This is a genomic window from Marinomonas sp. HM11-D (assembly GCF_057626615.1).
Window position 1 is genome coordinate 49,217 of record NZ_JBMMKT010000009.1, and the last position, 26,756, is coordinate 75,972.

The 26,756-nt window shown below is 48.9% G+C and carries 27 protein-coding genes and 4 tRNA genes; 10 read left to right on the plus strand and 21 right to left on the minus strand.

The features are described 5' to 3' along the window. Positions 1 to 64: 64 nt before the first annotated feature. The 15 genes from rpoB to ACOSVP_RS12895 form a co-directional block, all read right to left on the minus strand. On the minus strand, positions 65 to 4,165 hold the full coding sequence (gene rpoB / locus ACOSVP_RS12825) for a DNA-directed RNA polymerase subunit beta (protein ID WP_487347887.1): 4,101 nt from the start codon (positions 4,163 to 4,165) through the stop codon (positions 65 to 67). A gap of 184 nt (positions 4,166 to 4,349) precedes the next feature. Continuing rightward, the gene (gene rplL, locus ACOSVP_RS12830) at positions 4,350 to 4,721 is read right to left on the minus strand and encodes a 50S ribosomal protein L7/L12 (RefSeq protein WP_487347888.1); all 372 of its coding nucleotides are present in this window, start codon (positions 4,719 to 4,721) and stop codon (positions 4,350 to 4,352) included. A 76-nt stretch (positions 4,722 to 4,797) separates the two neighbouring features. Beyond that, positions 4,798 to 5,298: a 50S ribosomal protein L10 gene (gene rplJ, locus ACOSVP_RS12835; protein ID WP_487347889.1), complete on the minus strand. Its 501-nt coding sequence runs from the start codon at positions 5,296 to 5,298 to the stop codon at positions 4,798 to 4,800. Between the two features lie 213 nt (positions 5,299 to 5,511). Beyond that, complete coding sequence (gene rplA, locus ACOSVP_RS12840) at positions 5,512 to 6,207, minus strand: 50S ribosomal protein L1 (protein ID WP_055462795.1); 696 nt, start codon at positions 6,205 to 6,207, stop codon at positions 5,512 to 5,514. Further along, the gene (gene rplK / locus ACOSVP_RS12845) at positions 6,207 to 6,641 is read right to left on the minus strand and encodes a 50S ribosomal protein L11 (RefSeq protein ID WP_055462794.1); all 435 of its coding nucleotides are present in this window, start codon (positions 6,639 to 6,641) and stop codon (positions 6,207 to 6,209) included. Before rplK ends, rplA begins: the two co-directional genes overlap by 1 nt. Before the next feature lie 48 nt (positions 6,642 to 6,689). Beyond that, the gene (gene nusG / locus ACOSVP_RS12850) at positions 6,690 to 7,223 is read right to left on the minus strand and encodes a transcription termination/antitermination protein NusG (RefSeq protein WP_487347890.1); all 534 of its coding nucleotides are present in this window, start codon (positions 7,221 to 7,223) and stop codon (positions 6,690 to 6,692) included. 9 nt (positions 7,224 to 7,232) lie between these two features. Then, positions 7,233 to 7,601, minus strand: a complete 369-nt coding sequence (secE, locus tag ACOSVP_RS12855; protein ID WP_055462792.1) for a preprotein translocase subunit SecE — start codon at positions 7,599 to 7,601, stop codon at positions 7,233 to 7,235. A gap of 40 nt (positions 7,602 to 7,641) precedes the next feature. Next, a tRNA-Trp gene (locus tag ACOSVP_RS12860) sits at positions 7,642 to 7,717 on the minus strand. Between the two features lie 119 nt (positions 7,718 to 7,836). Then, positions 7,837 to 7,912: transfer RNA gene (locus ACOSVP_RS12865), tRNA-Thr, on the minus strand. A gap of 9 nt (positions 7,913 to 7,921) precedes the next feature. Next, a tRNA-Gly gene (locus ACOSVP_RS12870) sits at positions 7,922 to 7,996 on the minus strand. A gap of 4 nt (positions 7,997 to 8,000) precedes the next feature. Further along, positions 8,001 to 8,084, minus strand: a tRNA-Tyr gene (locus tag ACOSVP_RS12875). A gap of 76 nt (positions 8,085 to 8,160) precedes the next feature. Next, entirely contained in the window at positions 8,161 to 8,922 is a 762-nt protein-coding gene (locus ACOSVP_RS12880) for an SPOR domain-containing protein (protein ID WP_487347891.1), read from the minus strand. A gap of 1 nt (position 8,923) precedes the next feature. Next, complete coding sequence (locus ACOSVP_RS12885; RefSeq protein WP_487347892.1) at positions 8,924 to 9,664, minus strand: type III pantothenate kinase; 741 nt, start codon at positions 9,662 to 9,664, stop codon at positions 8,924 to 8,926. Further along, positions 9,645 to 10,601, minus strand: a complete 957-nt coding sequence (locus ACOSVP_RS12890) for a biotin--[acetyl-CoA-carboxylase] ligase (RefSeq protein ID WP_487347893.1) — start codon at positions 10,599 to 10,601, stop codon at positions 9,645 to 9,647. The genes ACOSVP_RS12885 and ACOSVP_RS12890 overlap by 20 nt, the downstream gene beginning before the upstream one ends. 55 nt (positions 10,602 to 10,656) lie before the next feature. Further along, positions 10,657 to 11,835, minus strand: a complete 1,179-nt coding sequence (locus ACOSVP_RS12895) for an alpha/beta hydrolase (RefSeq protein ID WP_487347894.1) — start codon at positions 11,833 to 11,835, stop codon at positions 10,657 to 10,659. 80 nt (positions 11,836 to 11,915) lie between these two features. On the opposite strand from ACOSVP_RS12895, the gene ACOSVP_RS12900 reads away from it, so the two are divergent. Then, complete coding sequence (locus ACOSVP_RS12900; RefSeq protein ID WP_487347895.1) at positions 11,916 to 12,356, plus strand: GNAT family N-acetyltransferase; 441 nt, start codon at positions 11,916 to 11,918, stop codon at positions 12,354 to 12,356. A 43-nt stretch (positions 12,357 to 12,399) separates the two neighbouring features. Here the strand turns inward: ACOSVP_RS12900 and ACOSVP_RS12905 are convergent, their stop codons facing one another. Continuing rightward, entirely contained in the window at positions 12,400 to 14,052 is a 1,653-nt protein-coding gene (locus tag ACOSVP_RS12905) for an OpgD/OpgG family glucan biosynthesis protein (protein ID WP_487347896.1), read from the minus strand. Between the two features lie 322 nt (positions 14,053 to 14,374). On the opposite strand from ACOSVP_RS12905, the gene ACOSVP_RS12910 reads away from it, so the two are divergent. Together ACOSVP_RS12910 and ACOSVP_RS12915 are read left to right on the plus strand one after the other, a co-directional pair. Then, positions 14,375 to 14,566 (plus strand): type II toxin-antitoxin system CcdA family antitoxin, encoded by a 192-nt coding sequence (locus tag ACOSVP_RS12910; protein WP_487347897.1) that lies wholly within the window; start codon positions 14,375 to 14,377, stop codon positions 14,564 to 14,566. A 74-nt stretch (positions 14,567 to 14,640) separates the two neighbouring features. Then, entirely contained in the window at positions 14,641 to 14,805 is a 165-nt protein-coding gene (locus ACOSVP_RS12915; protein WP_487347898.1) for a hypothetical protein, read from the plus strand. Positions 14,806 to 14,977: 172 nt separating this feature from the next. On the opposite strand, the gene ACOSVP_RS12920 is transcribed toward ACOSVP_RS12915, so the two are convergent. Next, positions 14,978 to 15,388: a hypothetical protein gene (locus ACOSVP_RS12920; RefSeq protein WP_487347899.1), complete on the minus strand. Its 411-nt coding sequence runs from the start codon at positions 15,386 to 15,388 to the stop codon at positions 14,978 to 14,980. 120 nt (positions 15,389 to 15,508) lie between these two features. Then, a complete protein-coding gene (locus ACOSVP_RS12925) occupies positions 15,509 to 16,192 on the minus strand; it encodes a DUF4145 domain-containing protein (protein ID WP_487347900.1) in 684 nt (227 codons plus the stop codon). A gap of 150 nt (positions 16,193 to 16,342) precedes the next feature. On the opposite strand from ACOSVP_RS12925, the gene ACOSVP_RS12930 reads away from it, so the two are divergent. Next, the gene (locus tag ACOSVP_RS12930; RefSeq protein WP_487347901.1) at positions 16,343 to 16,483 is read left to right on the plus strand and encodes a hypothetical protein; all 141 of its coding nucleotides are present in this window, start codon (positions 16,343 to 16,345) and stop codon (positions 16,481 to 16,483) included. A gap of 54 nt (positions 16,484 to 16,537) precedes the next feature. On the opposite strand, the gene ACOSVP_RS12935 is transcribed toward ACOSVP_RS12930, so the two are convergent. The 3 genes from ACOSVP_RS12935 to uraH all read right to left on the minus strand — a co-directional run bounded on the left by ACOSVP_RS12935 (position 16,538) and on the right by uraH (position 19,359). Beyond that, a complete protein-coding gene (locus ACOSVP_RS12935; protein WP_487347902.1) occupies positions 16,538 to 16,954 on the minus strand; it encodes a UPF0158 family protein in 417 nt (138 codons plus the stop codon). A 711-nt stretch (positions 16,955 to 17,665) separates the two neighbouring features. After that, positions 17,666 to 18,820, minus strand: a complete 1,155-nt coding sequence (gene hpxO, locus ACOSVP_RS12940) for an FAD-dependent urate hydroxylase HpxO (protein ID WP_487347903.1) — start codon at positions 18,818 to 18,820, stop codon at positions 17,666 to 17,668. A 182-nt stretch (positions 18,821 to 19,002) separates the two neighbouring features. Further along, entirely contained in the window at positions 19,003 to 19,359 is a 357-nt protein-coding gene (uraH, locus tag ACOSVP_RS12945; protein ID WP_487347904.1) for a hydroxyisourate hydrolase, read from the minus strand. A 157-nt stretch (positions 19,360 to 19,516) separates the two neighbouring features. Between uraH and uraD the strand changes: the two genes are divergently transcribed. The 6 genes from uraD to ACOSVP_RS12975 all read left to right on the plus strand — a co-directional run bounded on the left by uraD (position 19,517) and on the right by ACOSVP_RS12975 (position 26,580). Beyond that, the gene (uraD, locus tag ACOSVP_RS12950) at positions 19,517 to 20,059 is read left to right on the plus strand and encodes a 2-oxo-4-hydroxy-4-carboxy-5-ureidoimidazoline decarboxylase (protein WP_487347905.1); all 543 of its coding nucleotides are present in this window, start codon (positions 19,517 to 19,519) and stop codon (positions 20,057 to 20,059) included. A 132-nt stretch (positions 20,060 to 20,191) separates the two neighbouring features. Then, positions 20,192 to 21,364 carry an amidase gene (locus ACOSVP_RS12955; RefSeq protein WP_487347906.1) on the plus strand — a complete coding sequence of 391 codons (1,173 nt, stop codon included), beginning with the start codon at positions 20,192 to 20,194 and terminating at the stop codon, positions 21,362 to 21,364. Positions 21,365 to 21,367: 3 nt separating this feature from the next. Next, a complete protein-coding gene (locus tag ACOSVP_RS12960) occupies positions 21,368 to 22,948 on the plus strand; it encodes a gamma-glutamyltransferase family protein (protein ID WP_487347907.1) in 1,581 nt (526 codons plus the stop codon). A gap of 332 nt (positions 22,949 to 23,280) precedes the next feature. Further along, the gene (locus ACOSVP_RS12965; protein WP_487347908.1) at positions 23,281 to 24,099 is read left to right on the plus strand and encodes a sulfite exporter TauE/SafE family protein; all 819 of its coding nucleotides are present in this window, start codon (positions 23,281 to 23,283) and stop codon (positions 24,097 to 24,099) included. A gap of 10 nt (positions 24,100 to 24,109) precedes the next feature. Next, positions 24,110 to 25,357: a pyridoxal-phosphate-dependent aminotransferase family protein gene (locus ACOSVP_RS12970; RefSeq protein WP_487347909.1), complete on the plus strand. Its 1,248-nt coding sequence runs from the start codon at positions 24,110 to 24,112 to the stop codon at positions 25,355 to 25,357. Next, the gene (locus ACOSVP_RS12975) at positions 25,354 to 26,580 is read left to right on the plus strand and encodes an allantoate amidohydrolase (protein ID WP_487347910.1); all 1,227 of its coding nucleotides are present in this window, start codon (positions 25,354 to 25,356) and stop codon (positions 26,578 to 26,580) included. The genes ACOSVP_RS12970 and ACOSVP_RS12975 overlap by 4 nt, the downstream gene beginning before the upstream one ends. Positions 26,581 to 26,756: the final 176 nt, after the last annotated feature.

Here is a 26,756-nt window from a genome sequence, read left to right on the forward strand (position 1 = left end):
TATTCGCCCCACTCGTAAGGCTGGGAAGGCTTAACCTTCCCAGCAGGTCAAATGTGATTCGTGCTTATTCGTTTTCTAGCTCGATGTCGATACCAAGAGAACGGATTTCTTTCACCAATACGTTGAAGGATTCAGGCATGCCTGGCTCCATACGGTGATCGCCATCTACGATGTTTTTGTACATCTTAGTACGGCCGTTCACGTCGTCCGACTTAACAGTCAACATTTCTTGTAGTGTGTATGCTGCACCGTATGCTTCAAGTGCCCATACCTCCATCTCACCGAAACGCTGACCACCGAATTGCGCTTTACCACCCAGCGGCTGCTGAGTAACAAGGCTGTAAGAGCCAGTTGAACGAGCGTGCATCTTATCATCTACCAAGTGGTTCAACTTAAGCATGTACATGTAACCAACAGTTACAGGACGCTCGAATGCATCACCAGTACGGCCGTTGAAAAGCTTGATCTGACCGCTCTCGTTGATGCCAGCTAGACGAAGCATACGCTTGATCTCAGCTTCTTTCGCACCGTCGAAGGCACCAGACGCCATTGGCACACCTTTCACAAGGTTAGAGGCCAACACTAGAATCTCTTCATCAGAGAAGCTGTCTAGGTCTTCTGTACGAGATGGACGAAGATCGCCTTCGTAACCGTTATAGATTTCATTTAGGAAAACGCGAAGCTCTTTAACAGTTTCCGCTTTCTCACGCTCAATCTTAAGCATTTCGTCGATCTTACGACCCAAGCCTTTCGCTGCTGCACCCAAGTGAGTCTCTAGTACCTGACCAACGTTCATACGTGACGGTACACCCAGTGGGTTTAGTACGATATCAACTGGATCGCCGTTTTCGTCGTACGGCATGTCTTCAACAGGCATGATCTTAGAGATTACACCCTTGTTACCGTGACGACCCGCCATCTTATCACCTGGCTGGATACGACGTTTCACAGCTACGTAAACCTTGACGATCTTCAACACGCCTGGCGCCAAGTCATCGCCAGTTTGTAGCTTGCGTTTCTTATCTTCGAATTTCGCATCTAGCTCTTTGCGGCGTTCGATCAAAGCGGCTTGAGCTTTTTCAAGCTGCTCACTCGCTTCTTCGTTCGCTACACGGATCTTGAACCACTCTGGGTGATCAAGGTTCGCTAGGTACTCTTCAGTGATGATGGCGTTGCGCGCAAGACCAGGACCGCCTTCTGCTTGTTGACCAACCAATGCTTCAGCTAGACGCTCAAACGTTGCTTTTTCAACAATGCGGAATTCTTCGTTCAAGTCTTTACGAACTTGGTCTAGTTGAGATTTCTCAATAGACTTCGCACGATCGTCTTTCTCGATACCATCACGTGTGAATACTTGTACGTCGATAACTGTACCGCGAGTACCGGTTTTCACGCGTAGCGACGTATCTTTAACGTCAGACGCTTTTTCACCAAAGATTGCGCGTAGAAGTTTTTCCTCAGGTGTTAGCTGAGTCTCACCTTTCGGCGTTACTTTACCAACTAGGATGTCACCTGGTTCAACTTCTGCACCGATGTAAACCACACCAGCGTTATCAAGTTTAGATAGCGCACCTTCGCCTACGTTCGGGATATCTGAAGTAATTTCTTCAGGCCCAAGCTTCGTATCACGAGCCACACAAGTAAGCTCTTGGATGTGAATAGAAGTGAAACGGTCTTCTTCTACTACGCGCTCAGATACTAGGATCGAGTCCTCGAAGTTAAAGCCGTTCCAAGGCATGAAGGCGATACGCATGTTTTGACCAAGCGCTAGGTCACCCATGTCAACAGAAGGACCGTCAGCCATGATGTCACCGCGTGCAACTTTGTCACCTTTCAGTACCAAAGTACGCTGGTTGATACATGTGTTCTGGTTCGAACGAACGTATTTCGTCAGGTTGTAGATATCTACACCCGCTTCACCCGCTTCAGTCTCTTCAGAGTTCACACGAACAACGATACGGCTCGCATCAACAGACTCGATTTCACCGCCACGACGGGCAACGATACATACACCAGAGTCTTTTGCTACGTTCTTCTCCATACCCGTACCAACCACTGGTTTCTCAGCGATTAGAGTCGGTACAGCCTGACGTTGCATGTTCGATCCCATCAAGGCACGGTTGGCGTCATCGTGCTCTAGGAATGGGATAAGCGACGCTGCTACCGATACAACCTGACGTGGCGACACGTCCATTAGGTTTACTTTCTCTTTTGGTAGTAGAGTCGTGTCATGCATGTGACGAACCTGAACAAGTTCGTCTACTAGACGACCTTCTTCATCAACGTTCACAGACGCTTGTGCGATGACGTATTTCGCTTCATCGATTGCCGAAACGTAAACCGTTTCGTCAGTCATTTTGCCATCGATTACTTTACGGTAAGGCGTTTCTAGGAAGCCGTAGCTGTTAGTACGCGCGTAAGTAGATAGCGAGTTGATTAGACCGATGTTTGGACCTTCAGGTGTTTCGATTGGACACACACGACCGTAGTGGGTTGCGTGTACGTCTCGCACCTCGAAGCCTGCACGTTCACGTGTTAGACCGCCGGGGCCCAACGCCGAAACACGACGCTTGTGAGTTACCTCAGAAAGCGGGTTGTTTTGGTCCATGAACTGAGACAATTGGCTAGAACCGAAGAATTCTTTGATCGCTGCCGCAACTGGCTTAGCGTTCAATAGATCTTGTGGCATTAGGCCATCCGCTTCTGCCATAGACAGACGCTCTTTCACGGCACGCTCTACACGTACTAAACCAACACGGAATTGGTTCTCGGCCATTTCGCCGACAGAACGAATACGACGGTTACCTAGGTGGTCGATATCGTCGACCATACCGTTACCGTTACGGATATCTAGCAATGTCTTAAGAACAGCGATGATGTCATCGTTATCTAGGATACCTAGACCTTCGTCTTCATCACGTCCCAAACGACGGTTGAACTTCATACGACCAACGCCAGATAGATCGTAGCGATCTTCTGAGAAGAACAAGCCTTGGAACAAGCCTTCAGCAGATTCTTTGGTTGGTGGCTCACCAGGGCGCATCATACGGTAGATTTCTACCAATGCTTCCAACTGGTTGTTTGTAGGGTCGATACGTAATGTATCAGAGATAAACGGACCGTGATCAAGATCGTTCGTGTAAAGAACATCAATCTCTTTAATACCAGCAGCAACCAGTGCTTCTAGTAGATCAACCGACATCTCCGTGTTCGCTTCCGCAATCAACTCACCCGTGCCTGGATGCACAAGGTTTTTAGCCGTTACTTTACCCAATAGGTACTCAAGAGGAACAGAGAGACGCTCTAGACCTACTTTTTCCATCTGACGGATATGTTTCGCAGTAATACGGCGAGTCTCTTCAACGATAACGTTGCCATCTTGGTCAGTGATGTCGAAAGAAGCTGTCTCACCGCGTAGGCGGTTAGCGATCAGTTCCATTTCCACGCCATCACGGCTCAAGTAGAAACGAGTAGTATCGAAGAAAGTATCTAGAATTTGTTCAGTATCAAAACCTAGCGCACGCAACAAGATTGTTACAGGCAGTTTACGACGACGGTCGATACGAACGAACACGCAGTCTTTTGGATCGAACTCGAAGTCCAACCATGAACCACGGTAAGGAATAACACGAGCAGAGTGTAGTAGTTTACCTGATGAGTGAGTCTTACCACGGTCGTGGTCGAAGAACACACCAGGAGAACGGTGTAACTGAGATACGATAACACGCTCAGTCCCGTTGATTACGAACGTACCGTTTTCTGTCATTAATGGGATTTCGCCCATGTAGACTTCTTGCTCGCGAATGTCTTTGATCGCCTTGTTCGCAGATTCTTTATCGTAAATGATAAGACGCACACGAACACGTAAAGGAGCGGCATACGTAACACCACGTAGCTGACACTCTTTTACATCAAATACTGGCTTGCCCAATCGGTAATCGACGTATTCTAGCGCCGCATTGCCGGAAAAGCTGACCATTGGAAAGACAGATTTAAAGGCCCCATGCAGACCCAGTTCCCCACGCTCTGCAGGATTTTTACCTTCCTGCAAGAAGTTACGGTAGGATTCAAGCTGAATTGCCAGCAAGTATGGCACATCCAAAACGGGCGGCAGTTTACCGAAATCCTTACGGATACGTTTTTTCTCAGTGTATGAGTAAGCCATCAGCATTCCCCAGCTTGTGCACATTGACGCAAAAGGCCTCTTAATCAGGCCTACCGAAATTGAGAGAGTATTCTCTCAAAAAAAGAATAAATTTTTAATAGGGTTTTACAAACCCAAAAAGGCCGGTGGCAAAAAACCACCAGCCATTTCGACTAGATGCCGAACTTTTGTGAAACAAGTAACATTACTTGATTTCGACAGTAGCACCAGCTTCTTCAAGCTCTTTCTTAAGTGCTTCAGCTTCTTCTTTAGAAGCGCCTTCTTTAACTGTAGCTGGAGCGCCGTCAACCATTGCTTTCGCTTCTTTAAGGCCTAGACCAGTTGCGCCACGTACAGCTTTGATAACGTTAACTTTCTTATCGCCTGCAGCAGTAAGAACTACGTCAAATTCAGTTTGCTCTTCAGCAGCAGCAGCAGACTCGCCACCCGCAACAGCAACAGCAGCAACTGCAGCAGTTACGCCGAATTTTTCTTCCATAGCAGAGATTAGTTCTACAACGTCCATTACAGACATTTCTGCTACTGCATTGATGATATCTTCTTTAGTTAGAGCCATGACTCAGATTTCCTAACATTTAGTGGTTGCCCTAAGGCAACAAAAACCAATTGAATATTCAAGTAAGCGCTTTTAATTAAGCTGCTTCTTGTTCTTTCTGATCGCGAACTGCTGCAAGAGTACGAACAAGTTTGCTTGTTGCACCTTGGATAACGCTCATTAGTTTCGCGATTGCTTCGTCGTATGTTGGCAAAGATGCCAAACGATCAATGTCGCCAGCTGGGATCAACTCACCGTTGAACGCCAATGCTTTAACTTCAAACTTGTCGTTCTCTTTCGCGAAAGTTTTCAATACACGAGCTGCCGCACCTGGGTGCTCGTTAGAAAACGCGATAAGAGTTGGACCAATGAAGCTATCTTTTAAGCATTCGAAGTCTGTGCCTTCTACAGCGCGGCGAGCTAGAGTGTTACGTACTACACGTACGTAAACGCCAGCTTCGCGAGCTTGTTTGCGTAGAGCTGTCATGTCAGTCACGGTTACACCGCGAGAGTCAGCTACTACAGCAGACAAAGCGCCTTTGGCAGCTTCGCTAACTTCGGCGACAATGGCTTTTTTGTCTTCTAGACCTAATGCCACTGGTTTTCTCCTGGATTAGCAGGGATAAATCCCCAAATTTACCAACTCTCCGAATATTCGGAGTACTTACTGGTGAGTTGGATCCAGTTTAATCTGAATCGGGCCACACCATCTGCGCAGGACAAACGTTTCGCAACGTTCTGATTAAATCCAAAGATTCCTGCGGTCTTTGACGGCCTATACAGCAAGCTGTACAGACCCCAAAGCTCTGACTTAGAAGCTTAGCGCACCTAAATCAATTTGTAGACCAGGTCCCATTGTAGAGGACAAAGTCACTTTCTTCATGTAGACACCTTTAGAAGATGCTGGTTTAGCACGACGTAGGTCGGCTAGAAGCGCTTCTAGGTTGCCTTTGATAGCATCAGCTGCAAAGTCGATAGAACCTACGCCAGCGTGGATGATACCATTTTTGTCAGTACGGTAACGTGCTTGACCAGACTTAGCGTTTTTAACCGCAGTCGCAACGTCAGGTGTTACAGTACCAACTTTAGGGTTTGGCATTAGACCACGTGGACCAAGTACCTGACCTAGTTGACCAACGATACGCATCGCATCTGGAGAAGCGATTACTACGTCGAAGTCTAGGTTACCAGCTTTAACTTGCTCAGCAAGGTCTTCAAAGCCTACAACGTCTGCACCAGCTTCTTTAGCTGCTTCAGCGTTTGCACCTTGTGCGAATACAGCAACGCGAACGTCTTTACCTGTACCGTTAGGAAGAACTGTAGAACCACGAACAACCTGATCAGATTTACGTGGGTCAACGCCTAGGTTAACAGATACGTCTACAGACTCTTTGAACTTAACAGTAGAAAGTTCAGATAGAAGAGCTACTGCTTCTTCTACAGAGTAAAGTTTTGCTGCATCTACTTTTTCAGCGATCAAGCGAGCGCGTTTAGTTAGCTTAGCCATTAGTTCACACCCTCAACTTCTAGACCCATTGCACGTGCACTACCTGCGATAGTACGAACGGCAGCATCCATATCCGCTGCAGTCAAATCAGCCTGCTTAGCGTTTACGATCTCTTCAAGTTGTGCACGAGTTACAGTACCAACTTTCTGAGTGTTTGGACGTGGTGAACCACTCTTGATACCAGCAGCTTTCTTAAGAAGAACTGCAGCAGGAGTAGATTTAGTTTCGAACGTGAAGCTACGGTCACTGTAAACAGTGATGATAACTGGTGTTGGAAGACCTGGTTCCATGCCTTGAGTTTTAGCATTGAACGCTTTACAGAATTCCATGATGTTCACACCGTGTTGACCAAGTGCTGGACCAACTGGTGGACTTGGGTTCGCTTGACCCGCTTTAACTTGTAGCTTGATGTAAGCTTGGACTTTTTTAGCCATTTTTTACTCCAGATGGGTCACTGCCCGAAGGCTACCCGTTTAATACAATCAGGTCTTCTCAACCTGACTAAATTCCAAATCAACCGGCGTAGAGCGTCCGAAGATAAGCACTGCCACCTTGATTCGGCTTTTATCGTAATCAACCTCTTCAACCACACCGTTGAAATCAGCGAATGGACCTTCGTTAACACGAACCACTTCACCCACTTCAAACAACGTCTTAGGACGAGGTTTATCCACACCATCATTGACGCGCTGCAGAATCGCATTCGCTTCGCGGTCTGTGATTGGTGATGGTTTATCCGCTGTGCCGCCAATGAAGCCAAGCACACGCGCTGTACCTTTAACAAGGTGCCAAGAGTCGTCATTCATATCCATCTGAACTAACACATAGCCAGGGTAGAATTTACGCTCACTCTTGCGCTTCTTGCCATCGCGAATCTCAACTACTTCCTCAGTCGGAACTAGGATATCGCCAAAATATTCTTCCATGCCCATAATGCCCACTCGCTCTTTCAGCGAGCGCATCACGTGCTTTTCATAACCTGAGTACGCTTGTACCACATACCATCGTTTCGCCACGAGCAACTCCTAACCTATTACTGCGGAAACGATCCAACCAAGGAGTGAATCTACTCCCCACAGTACGAGAGACATAAAAATAACAACCGCCAAAACGATCAACGTTGTTTGAACCGTTTCCTGTCTCGTTGGCCATACCACACGACGAATTTCGGTCTTCGCCTCTTTTGCCAATTTCGCAAAAGAACGCCCTTTAGCCGTATTCAGCGCAACGAAGCCAGCAATACCAGCCAGAACCAAAACAGCAATCAAGCGATACAGCAATGACTCAGCAGAAAAATAGTTGTTCCCTACTACAGCCACAGCAATAAGAAGGACAACAACCGCCCACTTAAAAACGTCTCCGCGAGACTCTTGAGTTTCAGCACTCGAACTCATACTTCAGGTGATCCCTAGCTAAGAAATTGGATACGAAAGATGGCAGGCCAGGAGGGATTCGAACCCCCGACATTCGGTTTTGGAGACCGACGCTCTACCAGCTGAACTACTGGCCTACATTCGTATGGGCGGAGGATGATACCGACTTGTTTAAAATTTAGCAAGTGGTATTTGCCCAAAATTCAGACAAAAAACTAAGCGGTTGGAAATTCGCTTGTTTAGCATTGAGAAATGCTGGAGCTCATGAGCAGACTTGAACTGCCGACCTCACCCTTACCAAGGGTGTGCTCTACCAACTGAGCTACATGAGCAGAAGTAATTGGAGCGGGCAGCGGGAATCGAACCCGCCTCTTCAGCTTGGAAGGCTGAGGTAATAGCCACTATACCATGCCCGCAAAATGGTGGAGGGAGGTGGATTCGAACCACCGAAACTTTCGTGGCAGATTTACAATCTGCTCCCTTTGGCCACTCGGGAACCCCTCCACGATTCTTAAAGCATTGCTCACAACGCCCCAAAAGGTGGAGCCCATTATATGAATCGCTTTTTCAATTGCAAGCACTAGCAAGGATTTTTTTCTATTTTTATTAACAGCTTGGATAAATCCAATTGTTGCACGAACTGCTGCCAAGCATTTTCCGTAATTGGTTGATCTAAAAGCAACTCATACAGCTTCACCGTGCGCTGGTGTGCATAGATGTTCACCGTCATGCCAGAGCGACGTGAAACCTCTTGCTGTGCTTGCTGGGCGCGATCCTCGGCCGAGAATAAGCCCAATGAGATGCGATTCTTCATTTCGCCTCGGGCAATCACATAGCTGTCGATGCGTTTAAGTTTGAGCTGCGCCACAATATCTTGCGCTTGTGCCGTGGTGGCAGGTGCCGCAATGTACAGCCAATATTTATCACGCTTGCCACTGGCTTCTTTTTGCGTAAAAGCTAACTTATTGGCTCGCAAAGCCTCTGACACGACTCGTCGATCGGCGTCACGCTCTAACACCACCACAGGACATAACAAATTCTCTTCGCGGACTTGCCCAGCCTCACGCTGCTCAACAGCGACCGCAACCGCCTCATTAAGCTGACTTAAAACCGCCTCAGCAGGCTCTGGCTGCATTTCTGGCTCAGTGACAGGTGAGGCTTCAGAAAACGAAAACTCTTGTTCTGGCTCTTCTGGTCGCGTCTCACTAATCAGATAAATACGCTCACTCACTGGAGGGGCATAAATCGGTGCCTGCTCAGTACGTACATCCGCTGCGGCAAAGCCATGCCAAGCCACCACACCGGCATTCGCCAAGATCATCAGCAAAAAGACCCACTTCATTCTAAGCCCTACCCTCTAACGCTTCTTCCAATACGTACTTAGCGCCTTTCGCGACTAAGTGTTCGTCCAAACTGTAATCGATCGCTAGCGCGTCCATTAACATCTTGCTGGAGCCTCCTGTGGCAATCCAGCGGGCGTCGCCATGCTTTTCATATAAACGCTGTAAAAAACCAAGCGCCATTTCTAAGCAACCCTGCTGTACGGCATCGGCAGTGCTGTGAGGAATTGCTCCAGTCTGCGCGGTTTGTTCACTTACGTGATAACGAATTTTGGCGGTTTTGTCGATTAAGCTGCTCGCCATTAAATCCAAGCCCGGTACGATATAGCCCCCCAGATGCACGCCTGAGGCATCGAGAAATTCCGCTTTAATGGCCGTGCCTGCATCAATAATCACCACAGGACCACCGTACTCCTTATACGCAGCAATCACCCCCAACCAGCGATCTACCCCGAGGCGGTGCGGCTCTGCATAAGAATTCAAAACGCCACAAGCCTGACGCTCAGACTGCACACGGGTTAGCGGAGTCCTTGGTAACTGCACTTGAATCTCAGCCATCAAAGACTCATCTACCGACGCTGCACGGACGCTGGCTAAGACAATCTGTTCTGGATGACCGCAGCGCGACTGATCAAAGTCGTCTTGTGCCCATTTATCAACGATGTGTTCACCTTGAAACAAGGTCCACTTGATGCGTGTATTACCCGCATCAATCACCAGCACACTAGGCTTGCTTGCGCACACTGACTTCGCCCCCATGCAGCAACTCAATCCCTTCGCTGGTTTCTAATCTTAAAGCGCCACTAGCATCCACACCACGAGCAATACCCGCTTGTTGGCGGTTACCAGCAAACATCATCACTGGCTGATTGTAGAGCATATCAAACGCCTGCCACTGGGCATGGTAATGAGCCAAGCCGTTACCCTTGGCAAAGACTTCACACACCTCCACCAAGCCTTGCGTGATCTGCGCGATAATGTCATTACGATCTGGGGTAAAAGACAAACGTGAGGTTAAGTCGGTCCACGGTTGATCCACGCGTGCTTGTTGCTCGGGAGTCGATTCGACATTTAGACCAATACCGATCACCACACGACAGACATCTTGGTCGGCAACCATTTCTAACAAGATACCGCAGATCTTTTGGCCATCGATCAAAATATCATTCGGCCATTTCAAACCAGGATTGGGCACGCCGAGGTTACGCAATACCTTGGCAATCACCACGCCTACCGCAAGGCTTAAACCTTCTACCACGCTTGGGCCTTGCTCAAACTTCCACGCAAAGGACATGGTAATGTTCTTGGCTACACCACTTTCCCAGACACGGCCACGGCGGCCTTTGCCTTGGGTCTGATGCTCCGTCACTACTAAAGCGGGCAGACGCGCACCCAGCGCGATCTTTTGTTTCAGCACATCATTGGTCGAAGGCGTATCGAAAGGAATATCAATGGCAATATCCGACGCCACGCCCGCTTCACGCAGGCGCGCTTCGTCCAACAAAATAAGGCGCTCTGGAATACGGTAACCACGCCCCTTCACGGAATGCACAGTAATACCCACAGATTCTAGTTTCTTTAAGCGCTTCCATACCGCTGCACGGGTCACCCCTAACGCTTCTCCTAGCTCTTCACCAGAGTGAAACTTACTGTCACTTAGCAAGCTCAATACTTCTCTCATAGGGCCCTCGACATATTCAGTTCAGCGGTTTGTAACCACTCAAATAATTTTCTATTTAAAGCGATTGTTCCGACGTCGTCGCAATAAACCCTGACACACGCTGCATCAAATCATCAAAAAAGGGATTCCAAGACAATCGTGCTGCCAAACTACTGCGCTCAGTCAGCGCATCGGAGCGTTCACCGTACCAATTGTCTTTCGCTTCACGACAAGCCTGATATTGGTCGTCTTCCCCTAGATACCAAGAACAAATACGGTATTCACCTTGCGCACCATAATAGGGGTTACTCGGCGCCCCATGCACAGCCATATGGGCTAAGCCAAAAATTCGTTGCTTAGGCAAATCAGTATTAATGATGTGCACCTGATCCTTAATTTGACTTGCTTGGCTGACGCTATATAACACCATTTCGCTCTCTGGGTGCTGCGCTAAAGAGCGTTCAAATACTTCTTGAGAGACACCAGAATCCACCGTTGCATCTTCTTCGGACAGGGCAATAAACACTGGCGACTTGGCTGGGTTAGCCAACACCTGTTGCTTCACTTCTTTAGCTAACTTGTAAGCTTGCGCGATCGCTGGCACAGGAATCGACGCGTATTTGGCGTAATCGTCGGATTCATGATGATCGAGCCAGTCAATAAACGGCGCCAAGATGGGGGATAACCAATCAATACCGCTATTAATCTTAAATAATGGCGAAAACAGCACCACACCCTGCACCTCTTCAGGATGCAACCAAGCGTATTCGGTTACCAAGGCGCCACCGGTAGAAAAACCCGCCAGATACAAGGTATCCACTTCGCCCGAGAATTGCTGCACCGCATTGGCCACCGCCAGACGCCAGTCGTCACGAGTGACGGTCAGCAAGTCTTCGGCCTTACTCCCATGCCCAGGCAAGAGCATCACGCGCGTATGGTAACACTGTTCAGCAATGGACCTAGCGGGGTCACGTAAGGAAAATGGCGAGTCTGATAGACCATGAAACATCAGCACACCGACACGCTGTTGCCCATTACAAGACTCATCTGGACGGTGCTCAAATGGCAACACGGCTTCCACTTCGGTCACTTGCGCGGCAGGCTTGACCCAAGCCTTTTCCTGTAAAAAGTGTGCTCGCAAACGTTCACGGTAATCGTTAAAGGGCTCATTTACACCTTGAACTAAGCTACTGGCATGTAGCGCACAAGCACTACTCCATAGCAGCAGGCTGATCAGCAGATGAGGTAAGCGCATGTGTTCTATCCCGTTGAGCTATGATGCAAAACGCTTATCATAGCGGATATCCCATAAATCACTAGCATCAGGGCGGGAAATTGAGCACCTCTGCAAGCATCACTAAAGTGGAAGCCCTGTGGTTTCCATTAGTCAAAAAGTTCTACCAAGCCTATTATCCAAGCGGCAAACCGAACAAATCGGAACCTCTGTGGGTCACCAAACAGGGGCCGACCATACTCGCCGCGGTACGCCTCAAACCCTTTATCGATTGCCAACTGATGACGGGGCTCGTCACTCACCCAGAGCATCGCCAACAGGGCCATGCTAGTCGTTTATTAAAGGCCTTAAGCCAAGAATTTAAACAAACGCCCTGCTTTTGCTTAAACCAACCGGAGCTGATTGCCTTTTATCAGCGCCATGATTTTGTCTTAGTGGAAGACGAGCAAACATTGCCAGACGATATCCAAGGGCGCTTGCGCCGCTATCGCGTCAAACAACCTGAATTGGTTGCCATGGCCTACCAACCAGCCCCTAAATAAAAAACGCCCCGATGAAGGAGCGTTTTAAGGTTAACCAAGCGGCTTATTTCAAATGACCAGCATTATGCAATTCACGCTTGTCCAGTGCCGGTGGATTCCACTGATAGACCCAGCTTTCCGAAATAGGCTGACCATTGGCTTCTAGATGCACCTTGATATTAATCGGCTCAACCGACTCGTCTGGCACCAAATCAAACATGGCACGGTAACCCCCAATATGATGCTGAGGACGTGCGGAAGTGATTTCCACACGACCACGAGACGTCTCGATCACTGGTTTCACCTCAGTTTTCTGGCCTAGCATTTGGAAAATCTCGCCTTCAAAGTCGATGGCAAAACGCTTGCTGTAGTAGTCACGTTTCTTACCCACGACACCACCAAGACCTGTGTAAGTGCTTTGTACCGTCGCTTTGCCCGACTGTACTGGTGCTTCACTGCCCCAGTACATGTTGTAGCTGTACAGCAACTCTTGGCCAGGGACGATTTCCTGCGCAGGGTTCCAGAACGCAACAATATTATCGAAAGTTTCGTCTAGGGTTGGAATTTCCACCAGCTGTACCGAACCTTCCCCCCAGTTACCAATCGGCTCAATCCAAAGATGAGGACGTTTTTCATAGAACACACCGTCATCTAGGTAATGATCAAAGTTACGGTCACGCTGCATCAAACCAAAGCCTTTTGGATTGTTGTCCATGTAGGCATTAAAACGAAGATGCTCAGGGTTACCCAATGGACGCCAGATAAACTCACCGTTACCAGTTAGCATTTCCAAACCATCGGAGTCATGAATCTCTGGACGCCAGTCGTAGTTAGTACGACGATCGTTCTCACCAATCATGTACATACTGGTCAGCGGTGCTACCCCCAAACGCTCGATGGCCTTACGTGGGTACAAAGCCGCATCGACACGCATGGTGAGTGGCTCACCTGCTTTTACATCAAAACGGTACGCACCGGTGATGCTGTCCGAGTCTAATAGTGCATAGATAGTCACTTCATCCGAGTTCGGTTTTGGCTTTTCAAACCAGAAGTTAGTGAATACAGGGAACTCTTCTGGCTTATTCATCGCCGTATCGATCGCTAGACCACGGGCCGATAGGCCGTATTGCATCTCTGCACCCACGGCACGGAAATAGCTCGCTCCCAAGAACGCCACAATATCGCGCTCCCAATCGGTACCGAACTGCATACGGAAGCCCGCAAAACCCAAATCCTGCGGTAGCGCTTTACCATTTACATGGGAGTCACCGTAATCAAACATCTTCGACGAGTAATTCACCGGCGTCGATTGACCGTTTTCCACCACATTGATATGCACCGGCGTGATAAAGCCTTGGCCTAGGTGAAAGAAGGTCGCACGGTAAGCGGTATCATCTTTCTGCCACAAGCTTTGCTCGCGCTTAAAATGCAACTGCTGATACTCATCCCAATCCAGACTAGACAGCACCTCAGGCACATCGCCCTGCGCACTGACAAACGGCGTCTCCGCCAAGTTACGAGCATGGCCTTTTAGCCAAGCGTAACTAAATTCTTCCCCCTTAGCGGGATTGACCGTCGGCTGCGACACCGCGCAGGCAGTGACACTGGCCAAAGCACTTACCGCTAACACGGCTTTACTCATTAGACGCATGCTACTCTTTAGCAACGCTTGCCAGCCTTGAGTTTCCACTCGCTGGTGAGACAGGCTTATACGCATCGGAACATCCTATAGTTATCTATCAATTAACCAAGAATGCTACCTGTGTTCGAGGTTTAGAGCTACTTGCCACTGGGTAAAGAAATTCAAATAAGTGAGCATAATTCTTACAAAAGCGACAAGGTGTCGCAGGTAGTGCAGGCTTGGGGCATAACGGATGGAATTCGTGTCCCCTCCCCTTAGCAAGGGGAGGGTTAGGCAGGGGTTGAAGCAATGAGCTTGGTAATGCAGTTGCGCTGCGTACGACCCGATTCTATCGGGGAGAGATAAAGAGCAAAATGCGAGATTAGCGCCTAATCTAAGACTCTAACTGGAGCTAAAAATGAGCAGACCAAAAGCGAGTAGCTTAAAGCCGTCAAAGAAAGCGACATCGAGTCCTGGGAAGTCCCTCTCTGTTAAGCGCCAACAGAACAAGGTCTCCGACTGGAAAGCCGCAAATCATAAAGCGATAAAAGCGACCAACGACTTTGTCTTGGGACATGGCTGCTGGGGTGACGAATACCGAACGTTCTAAATGGGTTTTCATGTACGACCCGATTTTATCGGGGAGCTAGAACTTTCAAGCAACTGCAAATCTGGAGTTAAGATATGAACGACGTTTTTCCCGAGAAACCTACTCAAACAGTAGATGGCAATGATAAAACTAGCAAGAACCTTAGCTTTGTAGAAGCTGTACAAAAAGGTCTCGAAGAAGCCCGAAATGGTAGAACTGTATCATTAAAAGAAGCTAAGAAAATACTCGGCGTAGGGTAGATGCTGGGAAAGCTACTCTATCTTTTAAGTGTCGTATCTAGTGCAGAAGCGAGTGATCAATGGATCCTAACTCGGCGTAATAAGCGATTACTGAAGATACTTGAAGAATAGGCAAGGATTAACTGGTGTGATTAGAAACCGTTCTGAATCCATTAGAAACGCTTTACTGCGTTTAGTCATATGATTTAGACAATTGCTCAGCCTCTTTAATCAATTTCGATACTAAATCAGATAGAACTGTAACTGAGTGCAATTTTTCATCAATCACAAGCATTTCATGGTTGTCACCTGACCTGAGCTGACTTTCATCTTTCAAACGAACTAATGCCGCTTTCTTTTTAATATTCTCTAACCCATTACTAACACCGTGTTCATATTCAATCGAACACAGATTCCTGTCTAATTCCCTTTGTGCGCTCATTACTTCATACAGTTTAATCGATAGTTCAGCATGCTTCCCTGATAACATCACTTTCTTATCAAATGCACTATTTTTAAAAGATACAAAAAGACTTAAAGCCGCAAGTAAAAATGAGAAAACAGCAATAAAATCTGATGTACTAACAGCTAGAAAGTTGCTCACGCAAACTCCTTAATAATTTGTCCATATATCGCCCTCATAACCGAGCAGATTTGCAACCAAGTAAAAGCCTCAACGAAATAGCCATCGTTGGGGGTCTATCTACCGCTAATTAATAGGCTGCTATTGCTTATCATGGTTTTCCCGCATCATTTCAGCCCTGTGCTCCAAATCAATACGAGCCTCATATAGGTGCGTCAGTAGTGATTCTAACAGATCGATTGAAAGACTTAGAGTATGTTTGTCAGTCGCTTTCAAACGATGAGCCGCATCATCACCAATAAACTTCAAGCCTTTAAGCCCATCAATAATACTATCAGGAATATTTGGCAATTCTTTTAACTTCGCAATTTTCTTTGTCAGAGCCCGATTTTCATCATCATTAATACCTTCCATAACGCAGATACCCTCCAACAATGCCCGAACTCCCATAGCAGTTACTATTTCAAGCCCTTGCTGGAACGCAATAATAATTTCTTTATATGGGTCATTTAATTTTTTATCTACATGCCGGAAAACCTTAGCCTCACGTTCCCCTAGATTTTTCCGTTTTGGATGATAGTCGTATGAGTACACTTGATCACCGTTATAATCGAGCATCCCATCACACGTCCATTTTTCTTGTAGCGTCGCCGTATCACATCCCCGACAAATTAAAAATCGAAACTCTGTCTCCTCGTAATACCCTCTAAATCTCTGCCCATGATCTTCATACTCCTCGTTATGGGTATGATCATGTGTCGATTTGACATCGTGATTAGTTTCAACTCTGCATGTATTACAATAGACCTTTACTTTATCTTCCACGTTACTTCCTCCTAATAAAAATGCTTATTGACTTATCCCTTAGTTAATTAACGGATATACACGTTTTACAATCTTCATAGCAAGCAGAGAATTGAAAATTGTTTGCTACATTTTAGCTGTTCCATCTCCACCATATCTTAGCGGTATTCCATGCGTTCGATTCGCGCTGACGATCGATGGGGAGGCATGACCCGAGATGTGCGCAAGCGAATTGAATTGCATGGAATGGCGCAGCAAAGCGGTTGGCAAGCGCCAAAGCTGGAAGGCTGGCAACCTAGGAACGCTTCCTAGGTTGCAAAGATGATCGCGGGGCGGAGACCGCTCGTACGTGGTTGAGTGCAGAGGTTAAACGGCCTCGCTAAATGGCACGCTGTTTTCGTGGCACCATTCGATAATGGCATCACGTAGCGCACGTTCTTCATACGAGTACCAAGCTTCCAGTTTATCAGAGATATTAAGAAAATCTTTGAAGCGTCTATAAGCGCCTTTTTTACTGAAGATTTCATAGGCCTGCTCAAGTTGAGCAGGTAAATTTTCGGCGACAAACTGGATAGCAGTGTTCTTATCCAAACCCAAATCATACTTGCCGGGAAGCGCGATGTATCGGCTATTCTCATAGAGATCCTCAGGCACCTCCTCTTCAACAGCATCATCTACATAAAAAATGGCACCGGTCTGAATATCTATATAGGCTTCAGACATTCCTTCCCCTGATGAAACAAACTCAACCGCCGATTCGATATCTGAAAGTGTCGCCGTCATACAAGCCTCGCTTATCAAGTTAATGCTGCATAAAGATTAATAGTCAAACTTAGCTTATTTATTAGAGAGAGCCAATTGTAGATCAAACCGAAGCTGATCGCGGAACGGAGTCTGCTCGTACGCGATTTGATCCCGCGTGAAGCGCGGTCCTACGAGAGCAAATTAGCAGCATTCCATGCGTTTGATTCGCGCTGACGCGGCGAGGGGAGGAACGACCCGAAATTTGCGCAAGCGAATTGAATTGCATGGAGTGGCGCAGCAAAGTGGTTGGTAAGCACCGAAGCTGGAAGGCTGGCAACCTAGAAAGATTGCCTAGTTTGCACATTGATCCCTCGGGAACCGAGGTCCTACAGCTTTGGAACTTCGATTTATAGAAGGCGATGTTGGTTTGGTCGCGGGTCGGAGACCGCTCGTACAAGAGCATCGCGGAACGGAGTCGGCTCGCACAAGATTAGCCCCAAAGCACCCTATTAGCGGTATTCCATGCGTTTGATTCGCGCTGACGCGGCGAGGGGAGGAACGACCCGAAATTTGCGCAAGCGAATTGAATTGCATGGAATGGCGCAGCAAAGCAGTTGATAAGCACCGAAGCTAGAAGGCTGGCAACCTAGGAAAACACACGAGGCTGCGAGTATTTTAACCCCACCCTAACCCTCCCCTTAAAGAAACAAGGGGAGGGAACGCGAGATATATCAGGACTATAAAAAGGTATTAACCCAGTGGCCCACCAAGGATGGTTTTGGACAAGCCGCTCATAATGCCGACGCCGGTTTCGGCACGTAGTTCGTCGTACCAAGCTTGGGTTTCGGCTGGGTCAAAGCCGTGGGTGACTTCACAGCGTTTGCGGGCTTTAAGAACGAGGTCTTTAACACGTTCCACGCGGGAGTTGTTGTAGCACTGCAGTGCGCCTTCGATATCACAGCTGGCGGCGAAGCATTTACCTAGGACAACGGCGTCTTCTAATGCCGCACAACCGCCCTGCCCAATATCCGGTGTGGTGCTGTGGCCCGCATCGCCAAGGAGCGCAACGCGACCTTTGATCAATGGACTAAACGGCTCCACATCATGGATTTCAATACGGTTAGTAGTTTCTGGATTGATGGCATCGATCAGACGTTGCACGGGTTCGGCCCAGCCTTCGAAGTAACCTTTTAGGTCGCTAACAACCGTTGAGCGGTCCTCTGGCAAATCTTTGGGTAACGGTACGTCAAAGAAAAAATAGAAGCGGTTATCCGCAATCGGCATCACAGATACACGCTTGCCATCGGCGACGAACATGGTCCACTGATCGGCTGGAGCGATAGCCTCGTCGACTTCCACTAGGCCATTCCAGTTCACGTAGCCTGCGTAGCGGCGTTCGACTTTGTGACCCAAGACATATTCACGGGCAATGGAGTGCGCACCGTCGGCGGCGATCATAAAGTCCCCATGGGCCTTAGTGCCATCGGTAAAGGTGGCAGTGACACCGTTTTCATCTTGCGTCACGCATTCCAAGCGTTTGCCAAATTGCACTTTGTGGCGGCCCCACCAATCGATCATGCGTGATTGCAGGTCGGCACGGGACACTGGACATGGGCGTTCGCCCACTTCTTCCACCAGAGGTTTCAAACTGAAGCGTGTCATCTGTGCGGCGCTAAAGCCTTCGAGGTAAGCCATGTTGTGCATTGGCCCGCCGAGGTCATCCATGATTTGCCCCATGCCTAGGTGATTCATGCATTTCACGCCATTCGACCAAATCGAGATCGCAGCGCCCACCGGCTTCATTTCCTTAACGGCTTCGAAAACCTCACAATCAATTCCTTGTTGATCCAGTGCCGCCGCGGCAGACATACCGCCAATGCCTGCGCCAATGATGATTGCTTTCATACCGATTCCTCTGTGTTACCCATGTGTCGATAACCCTCTCTCGCAAGAACCGTGCCCAGAACGCTTGATCCCTCCTCAAGCCTTTATGAAACAATAGTTTCAGTGTTTTGTTCGATTTTGAAACACTCGCCTAACAGAGAAAACGCCCCATTGCGGTGCAAAACAACCAGCCTAGTGCGCAACTAGCTACCACGGTAAGTGCTGTAGGAATACGGCGTTACCAGCAACGGCACATGATAATGACTGTCTTCATCGGCAATGCCAAAGCGCAACACCACCACATCGAGAAAGCGTGGTTCGGGCATGTCAATGCCCTGCTTCGCGAAGTAATCACCAATGGCAAACTCTAATTCGTAGCGACCCGCTTTGAAATTCTCACCGTCCAAAAGCGGCGCATCGCAGCGACCATCGTGATTAGAAATCATTTTCTGTACCAAGCTGCGAGAGCCATCTTCAGCCAATTGGTACAGCTCAATGGTGACCCCAGAAGCCGCTGCGCCGCGGGTGGTATCAAGAATATGTGAAGTCAAATAACCCATAAAAATCCCTTATAAAAACAAACCAAAGTGAACCACTTGGAAAAATTAAACTTGCACTTTGCCGCGTTTACGGCGGAAAGTGTAAGAACAAAATCTATGCCAGCAAACGGCATCAGCTAAGCACACTTACACAACAAATACCAAGGAACAAAGCTCTATGAGCACGACGAACACTCCCCTACTAGAGCAAGATAAAGGCAGCTTTATCAATCACTTAAAAGATATTTACGAGCATTCAAAATGGGTCGCCGAAGCGCTGCATGAACAGCGTGACACACTGGCGAATCATCCTGATGGCATCCAAGCTGCAGTGACTAAAGCCATGCACGATATCATCGAAGCCTCTGACCACAGTACCCAGCTCGCGCTACTTCGCGCACACCCAGACTTGGCCGGTAAAGCGGCTTTGGCGGGGGAATTAACCGATGCCTCCACCAGCGAACAAGCGGGTGCGGGCCTCGATCAGCTGACGCCACCCGAGCTGAAAAATTTCTTAGCACTGAATATGAGCTATCGCGATAAATTTGATTTCCCCTTCATCATGGCAGTGAAAGGCGCGACCAAGGATCAAATTCTCGAAGGCTTTGAGGCACGTTTACCCAACTCGGTGGAAACGGAATTTCGTCGCGCACTCAATGAGGTACACAAAATTGCAGGCTTTCGATTGGCTGCATTACCGCCAGCATTTTGGGACGAATAAACCGCTTGGGACATTTTCAGAGAGATCACTCTATTTGCGACAGAGTTTGAGAAGGAACGTAATGCCCCTTTCGTTTCAGTTGACAACTTAACGAAACAATTGTTTCATAGCCAAAGATCAAAGGAGCGACTTATGAAACACGCAATCGTCCAAAACCCATTTTTACGCCTACCAGAACACTTCTCCCCGACAGTGGTGGCTGCCTCTGAGCAACCACTTGCAGGTATGCGTTTGGCGGTGAAAGATTTGTTTCATATGCAAGGTTTGCCGACCACAGCAGGCAACCCAACGTGGCTGGCGACTCATGATCATCCGACAGCAACCGCGTCCAGCGTTAGCACCTTGCTGAGCGCAGGCGCGCAGTTTGTCGGAAAGACGATTACCGACGAATTGGCTTACAGCCTAAACGGGCAAAATATTCATTACGGCACACCACAAAACCCAATTAATCCGGAGCGTTTACCCGGCGGTTCATCGTCAGGCTCGGCAGTAGCGGTCTCTGGAAATCTTGCTGAGATTGGTTTGGGTACCGATACCGGCGGTTCGATTCGTGTGCCATCAAGCTACAACGGCTTGTTCGGCTTACGCCCCACTCACGGCGTGATTGCCATGGATAACATGGTGGCGTTAGCACCGTCTTTTGACACGGTTGGCTTTATGACTCGCAACCTTGATGAGCTAATCAAGGTTGCTAAAACTTTGCTACCTAACCAACAACCTGTGCTTGCTAAGACACTGATTGCCAAAGCATTAATCGAACAAGTCGAACACAAAGACGCGCTACTTCAGCAGCTAGACGAATGGACAAGTGAAGGCAAACTGAGTGCAGGTCAGAATCTTGAAATCGACCCTGTATATTGGCAAACCGGTACAACCTTCCGCACCCTACAAGGAGCGGAGATTTGGCAAACTCACGGTGAGTGGATCACGCAAAATGATCCTGATTTTGCGCCAGACATCGCCAGCCGTTTTCAGTGGACCCAAACCATCAGCACTGACGAAGTGTGCCAAGCCAAAGCGCAGCAAGCTAAGTTTCGTGCATGGCTAGATGAGCAACTAGAAGGTGCCGTCTTGATACTGCCGACCACACCTGGCCGTTCACCACTTTTGACGATGAAAGACAATGAGTTAGCCGATTACCGTAACCAGCTTTTGGAGCTGACGGCGATCGCTGGTCTATGCGGTTTACCGCAATTGCACCTACCGGTTTGTGACATTGACGGCGCACCGTGCGGCCTATCCCTGATTGGCCCACGCGGAAGCGATTTGAGTTTGTTAGCCCTAGCCAAAGACCTAATGGAGTAACACATGTCTTCGATTGCATTTACAGCGCCACATCACGAAGCTACCAAAGCAGGTCAAGCCATCCTTGAACAAGGCGGCACGGCGATTGAAGCCATGGTCGCAGCGGCGGCAACGATAGCAGTGGTCTATCCACATATGAACGGTTTGGGCGGTGACGGCTTTTGGCTGATCAGCGAACCGGGTAAAGCCCCCATCGGCATTGATGCCTCTGGTAAAGCAGCGCAGCTTGCGACTTTGGACTTCTTTCAAGGCGAAGATGCGATCCCTGCTCGCGGCGGTAAAGCCGCCGTAACCATGGCAGGCGCCGTAGCGGGTTGGCAAAAAGCGTTAGACATTAGCGCTTTCTGGCAAGCGCCTAAGCCATTAAACGAACTGCTGAAAAATGCTATTGATCATGCAGAGAATGGCATCGAAATTACGGAAAGCCTGCAAGCGGCCAGCCAAAAAGTACACAACGATTTGGCGGCGTTGCCAGGCTTTGCTCAGTTTTTAGATCAAGGTGAAACACTGACTCACGGTAACCGCCTAACACTGAGTACCTTGGCACAAACGCTAAAACACTTAGCAGAAATAGGTTTAGACGACTTTTACCATGGTGATGTGGCAGAGAAACTGGCGGCCGATCTTGAAGCGGCCGGCTCTCCAATTCGTTTGGCAGATTTCCATGATTACCGCGCTGAACAAGTGACGCCGTTAAGCGTGGAAACCGGCGTGGGCAAGCTTTACAACCTGCCTGCCCCGACACAAGGCATTGCCTCTTTGATCATCTTGGCGCTGTACGATCGCATTCATCAGCTAGGCGATGGCGGTGAAACCGATATGGCGCACCTACTGATCGAAGCGACTAAACAAGCCTTTATCGCCCGCAATGAGTACGTCACCGATCCAGCGCGTTTAAGCGCTGAGCTACAAGACCTATTGAGCGATGAAAACCTATCTGCCATGGCTGACAAGATTGCCATCGACCAGGCCCAAACGTGGCCACACCCTGCGAAACACGGCGACACCATTTGGATGGGTTGCTGTGACAGTGAAGGCCGCATGGTGAGCTACATCCAAAGCCTGTACTGGGAATTTGGCAGCGGCATCGTCAGCCCAAGCACCGGCATTGTATGGAACAACCGCGGTTCATCGTTCAGTCTTGAAAAAGGCCATTTGCAAGAACTTAAGCCGAATTTAAAGCCATTTCACACCCTAAACCCTGCTTTTGCAGAGCTTAACGATGGTCGTCGCATCAGCTACGGCACCATGGGTGGCGAAGGCCAACCACAAACCCAAGCGGCGCTATTCAGCCGTTACGTGTACCACAAGCAGCCACTGGCACAGAGCATCGCCGCAGGCCGTTGGTTATTGGGCCGTACGTGGGGGGATGTAAGCCACAACTTAAAAGTGGAAAGTGATTTCGCGGCGGAAGCCGCAGAGACATTGATTGCCCGCGGCCACGACCTAGTCGCCGTGCCAGCGTGCAATGAATTAATGGGCCATGCTGGCGCCGTGGTGTTGTTCCCAGAGGGCAATACCGATGCTGCCACCGACCCACGCAGTGATGGCTTAGCCGTTTCTTCGGCTAGTCATTTGGTCTGAAATGCGTCGAAGTTGATTATGAAAGCGCAGGCTCGCAAAGAGAAAGTCATTCAGACTGAGCCGCCAATTAGGTAATGGCCGCCGGCTGGCAGACATCCCTGTCTGCGACAGCCTACCCAGCCCATCCATGGGCTGGTGCTTGCCATAACCTAATTGACTGTCTCACTAAATGAAGTACGTATTCAATGGGATCAAAACAATTCTAGAGGCCAGCAATCAGGATGATTGCGTAGGCTTAATCGGCACATGGATGTGCCGTCTAAGCCGGGCTGAAGAATTCGTTTTGATACCAAACAAACACAAACATCTGAAGTAAAAAAAGAGAGCAAAACATGTCGTTCATAATGGAAAACTATTCCATGATTTTAGCCATGATGGGTACGGGCGTAGTCGCGGGTATCTTGGCAGGTCTGTTAGGCGTTGGTGGCGGTATCGTAATCGTGCCAGTGCTGTTTTTCTTATATCAAGGCCTAGGTGTTAGTGCAGACACGGCGATGCTCGTCGCGACCGCTACATCTCTAGCAACGATTATCCCAACGTCGATCAGTTCGATCCGCGCGCACAATGCAAAGGGCAATGTGGATTTCCAACTGCTGAAAGCATGGGGTTTCTTCATTTTCCTAGGCGTATTGCTAGGTAGTTTCGTAGTGACTCGCGTTGATGGTGAGTGGCTAACGCTGCTATTTGGTGTGATTGCAACACTATCGGCGATCAATATGTTGCTGGGTAAGAAAGACGCGTTTTTCCAGTCCCTTCCAGGTAAAGGCGGCCAGAGCATCATCGCCACTTGTATCGGTTTCTTCAGCTCTATGGTCGGTATCGGTGGCGGTACGCTAACCGTGCCAACGCTAACTTTCTGTAACTACCCAGCGCACCGTGCTGTCGGCACTGCCGCGGCGGTAGGTCTGATTATTTCTCTGCCAGCGGCGGTCACTCTATTGATCGCAGGTCAAACGCCAGCGGATTCACCATTCGGTACTTTTGGTTTGGTGAACCTAGTGGGTGCAGCCTGCATCATCCCGCTGACGGTATTGTTCGCGCCAGTGGGTGCGGGCCTTGCCAACCGTTTGAATGCAGCCATGTTGAAAAAAGTGTTCGCGGTAACACTGATTTTCACTGGTCTTAGAATGCTTTACCAAGTTTTAGCGTAGGAGCTACCCCATGCAACCTCTACAATTTCCACCACGTTTGCTAATGGGTCCAGGCCCAATTAACTGTTACCCAAGTGTGTTGCAAGCCATGTCAACGCAGCTAGTGGGTCAATACGATCCAACTATGACGGGTTACATGAACGAAGTGATGGCGTTGTACCGTCAAGTCTTCAATACGCAAAACGAACAAACTCTCCTAATCGATGGTACGTCTCGTGCGGGCATCGAAGCGTCTTTGGTATCCGTGCTTGAGCCTGGTGATAAAGTACTTGTGCCAATCTTCGGTCGTTTCGGTCACTTACTGACTGAAATTGCAGAGCGCGCCGACGCGGAAGTACACACCATTGAAGTGCCTTGGGGTGAAGTCTTCGATCCACAGCAAATCGAAGAAGCGATCAAACGCGTGCAACCGAAAGTACTAGCCATCGTTCAAGGCGATACATCTACTACCATGCTACAGCCACTGAATGAAATCGGCGGCATTTGTCGTGCTCACGATGTGTTGCTGTACACCGATGCGACGGCGTCTATCGGCGGTAACCCATTTGATATGGACGCGTGGCAAATCGATGCAGTATCGGTTGGCCTGCAGAAATGTCTTGGCGGCCCGTCTGGTAGTGCGCCAGTAAGCTACAGCGATCGTTTTGTTTCTGCAGTACGTAAACGCCACCATGTGGAAGCAGGTATTCGTGATGCACACCATACCGAGTCTTTGGGCTCACGTATTCGCTCGAACTACTTCGACCTTGGCATGATTATGGATTACTGGGGCGAAGAGCGTCTAAACCACCACACCGAAGCGGCGACCATGCTGTTTGGCGCACGCCAATGTGCGGTGGAACTGCTACGCGAAGGTCAAGCTACTGTGATCGCGCGCCATCAGTTGGCAGGTAATGCCATGCTAAAAGGCATTCAAGCAATGGGCTTGCAACCTTTTGGCGATCTAAGCAATAAAATGAGCAACGTGGTGGGAGTGATCATCCCTGACAATGTGGATGGCGAGAAAGTGCGTCACGATATGCTCAACATCTTTAACATCGAGATCGGCACCAGCTTTGGCCCATTAAAAGGTAAAGTGTGGCGCATCGGCACCATGGGCTACAACGCTCGCCAAGACGCGGTTTTGCACACGCTTCAGTCACTTGAAACCGTGCTTCGCGGCCAAGGTTTTGCTCTGCCAAATGGCGAAGGCGTCGACACAGCATTAGCAGTGTACTCTTCAGCAAAAGAAAGTGCGGCGCAAAAGGCCAGCCTATGATGGATTTCAAACGCCTTGGCCAAGAGGTCATGGAGCGCTTGGAGACGCTTGGCAAGATTAGCCAAGCGTCCGAGCACCTCGACCGTCGCTACCTGACTGAGCAACATAAAGAAGCCAACCAATTGGTTGGCAGCTGGATGGAGGCCGCAGGTATGCAAACTTGGCAAGACCAAGCAGGTAACCTGTGGGGCCGTTTTGAGGCCGAGGATGCCAACGCACCACGCTTTATTATGGGCAGCCACCTAGACACGGTACCAAACGGCGGTAAATACGATGGCATGCTAGGCGTTGTCGCGCCAGTGACCTTGATCGAAGCGTTCCAAGCGGAAGGGATTCGTCTGCCTTTCCATTTGGATATCGTCGGCTTTGGTGACGAAGAAGGCACCCGCTTTGGTTCAACTCTGCTAGGTAGCCGTGCTCTAACCGGTCAATGGCCAGCGAGCTGGGCCGAGCTAAAAGACGATGACGGCATTAGCCTTGCTGAGGCGCTGGAAAACTTTGGATTAAGCTTCGATAAGGTCTCTGAAGCAGCGATCCCAACAGATAACCTTAAGGGCTACCTTGAGCTGCATATCGAGCAAGGCCCGGTTTTAGAAGAGAAAAATCTTCCCGTCGGTGTCGTCAGTGCGATCGCTGGGGCCAAACGCTTTGAATTTACCGTCACAGGTATGGCCGGTCACGCGGGCACTGTACCCATGCCAATGCGTCTAGACGCGTTAGCAGCCAGCAGTGAAATGATTTTAGCAGTAGAAGCCGTAGCCAAAGAACATGGCGTGGTGGCTACTGTGGGCCAGATTAGCAACCGCCCAAACGGCGTTAATGTGATCTCTGGCAAAACCGTTTTCTCATTGGATATTCGTAGCGAACACGACCAACAGCGTGATGATGCTTTGGCCGATATCATGGAGCGTTTGGCAAAAATCGCTGCAAAACGCAACGTAACCTTGGAACATCAGCAAACCCACAGTGCCAACGCTGTGCATTGTGATGCCGAGCTGCAAAGCGTCTTGCGTGATGCCATCGCCGCGCAAAATATCGATGTGCATACTTTGTTTTCAGGTGCTGGTCACGATGCCATGGCGATTGCAGAGATTTGCCCCGTAGCCATGCTGTTTATGCGCTGCGACAAAGGTATTAGTCATCATCCGGCGGAAGCGATTATGGCCGAAGATGTGGTCACGACCTTGGCAGTATTAAGCCATACATTGCAGAGTCTAAAGTAGGCTTGGGGTATAAGCATCCATGCAATTCAATTAGCTTGCGCAATTCTCGTTCCTCGACAGCGTCTGTGCTAATTAAACGCATGAAAGCTTATTAATAGGACCTCAAGACATTATCAGTTAAAAGGGGTCAGATCCCTTTAACGAAAGCATTCAAAAGGCTATGTCATATAATATTG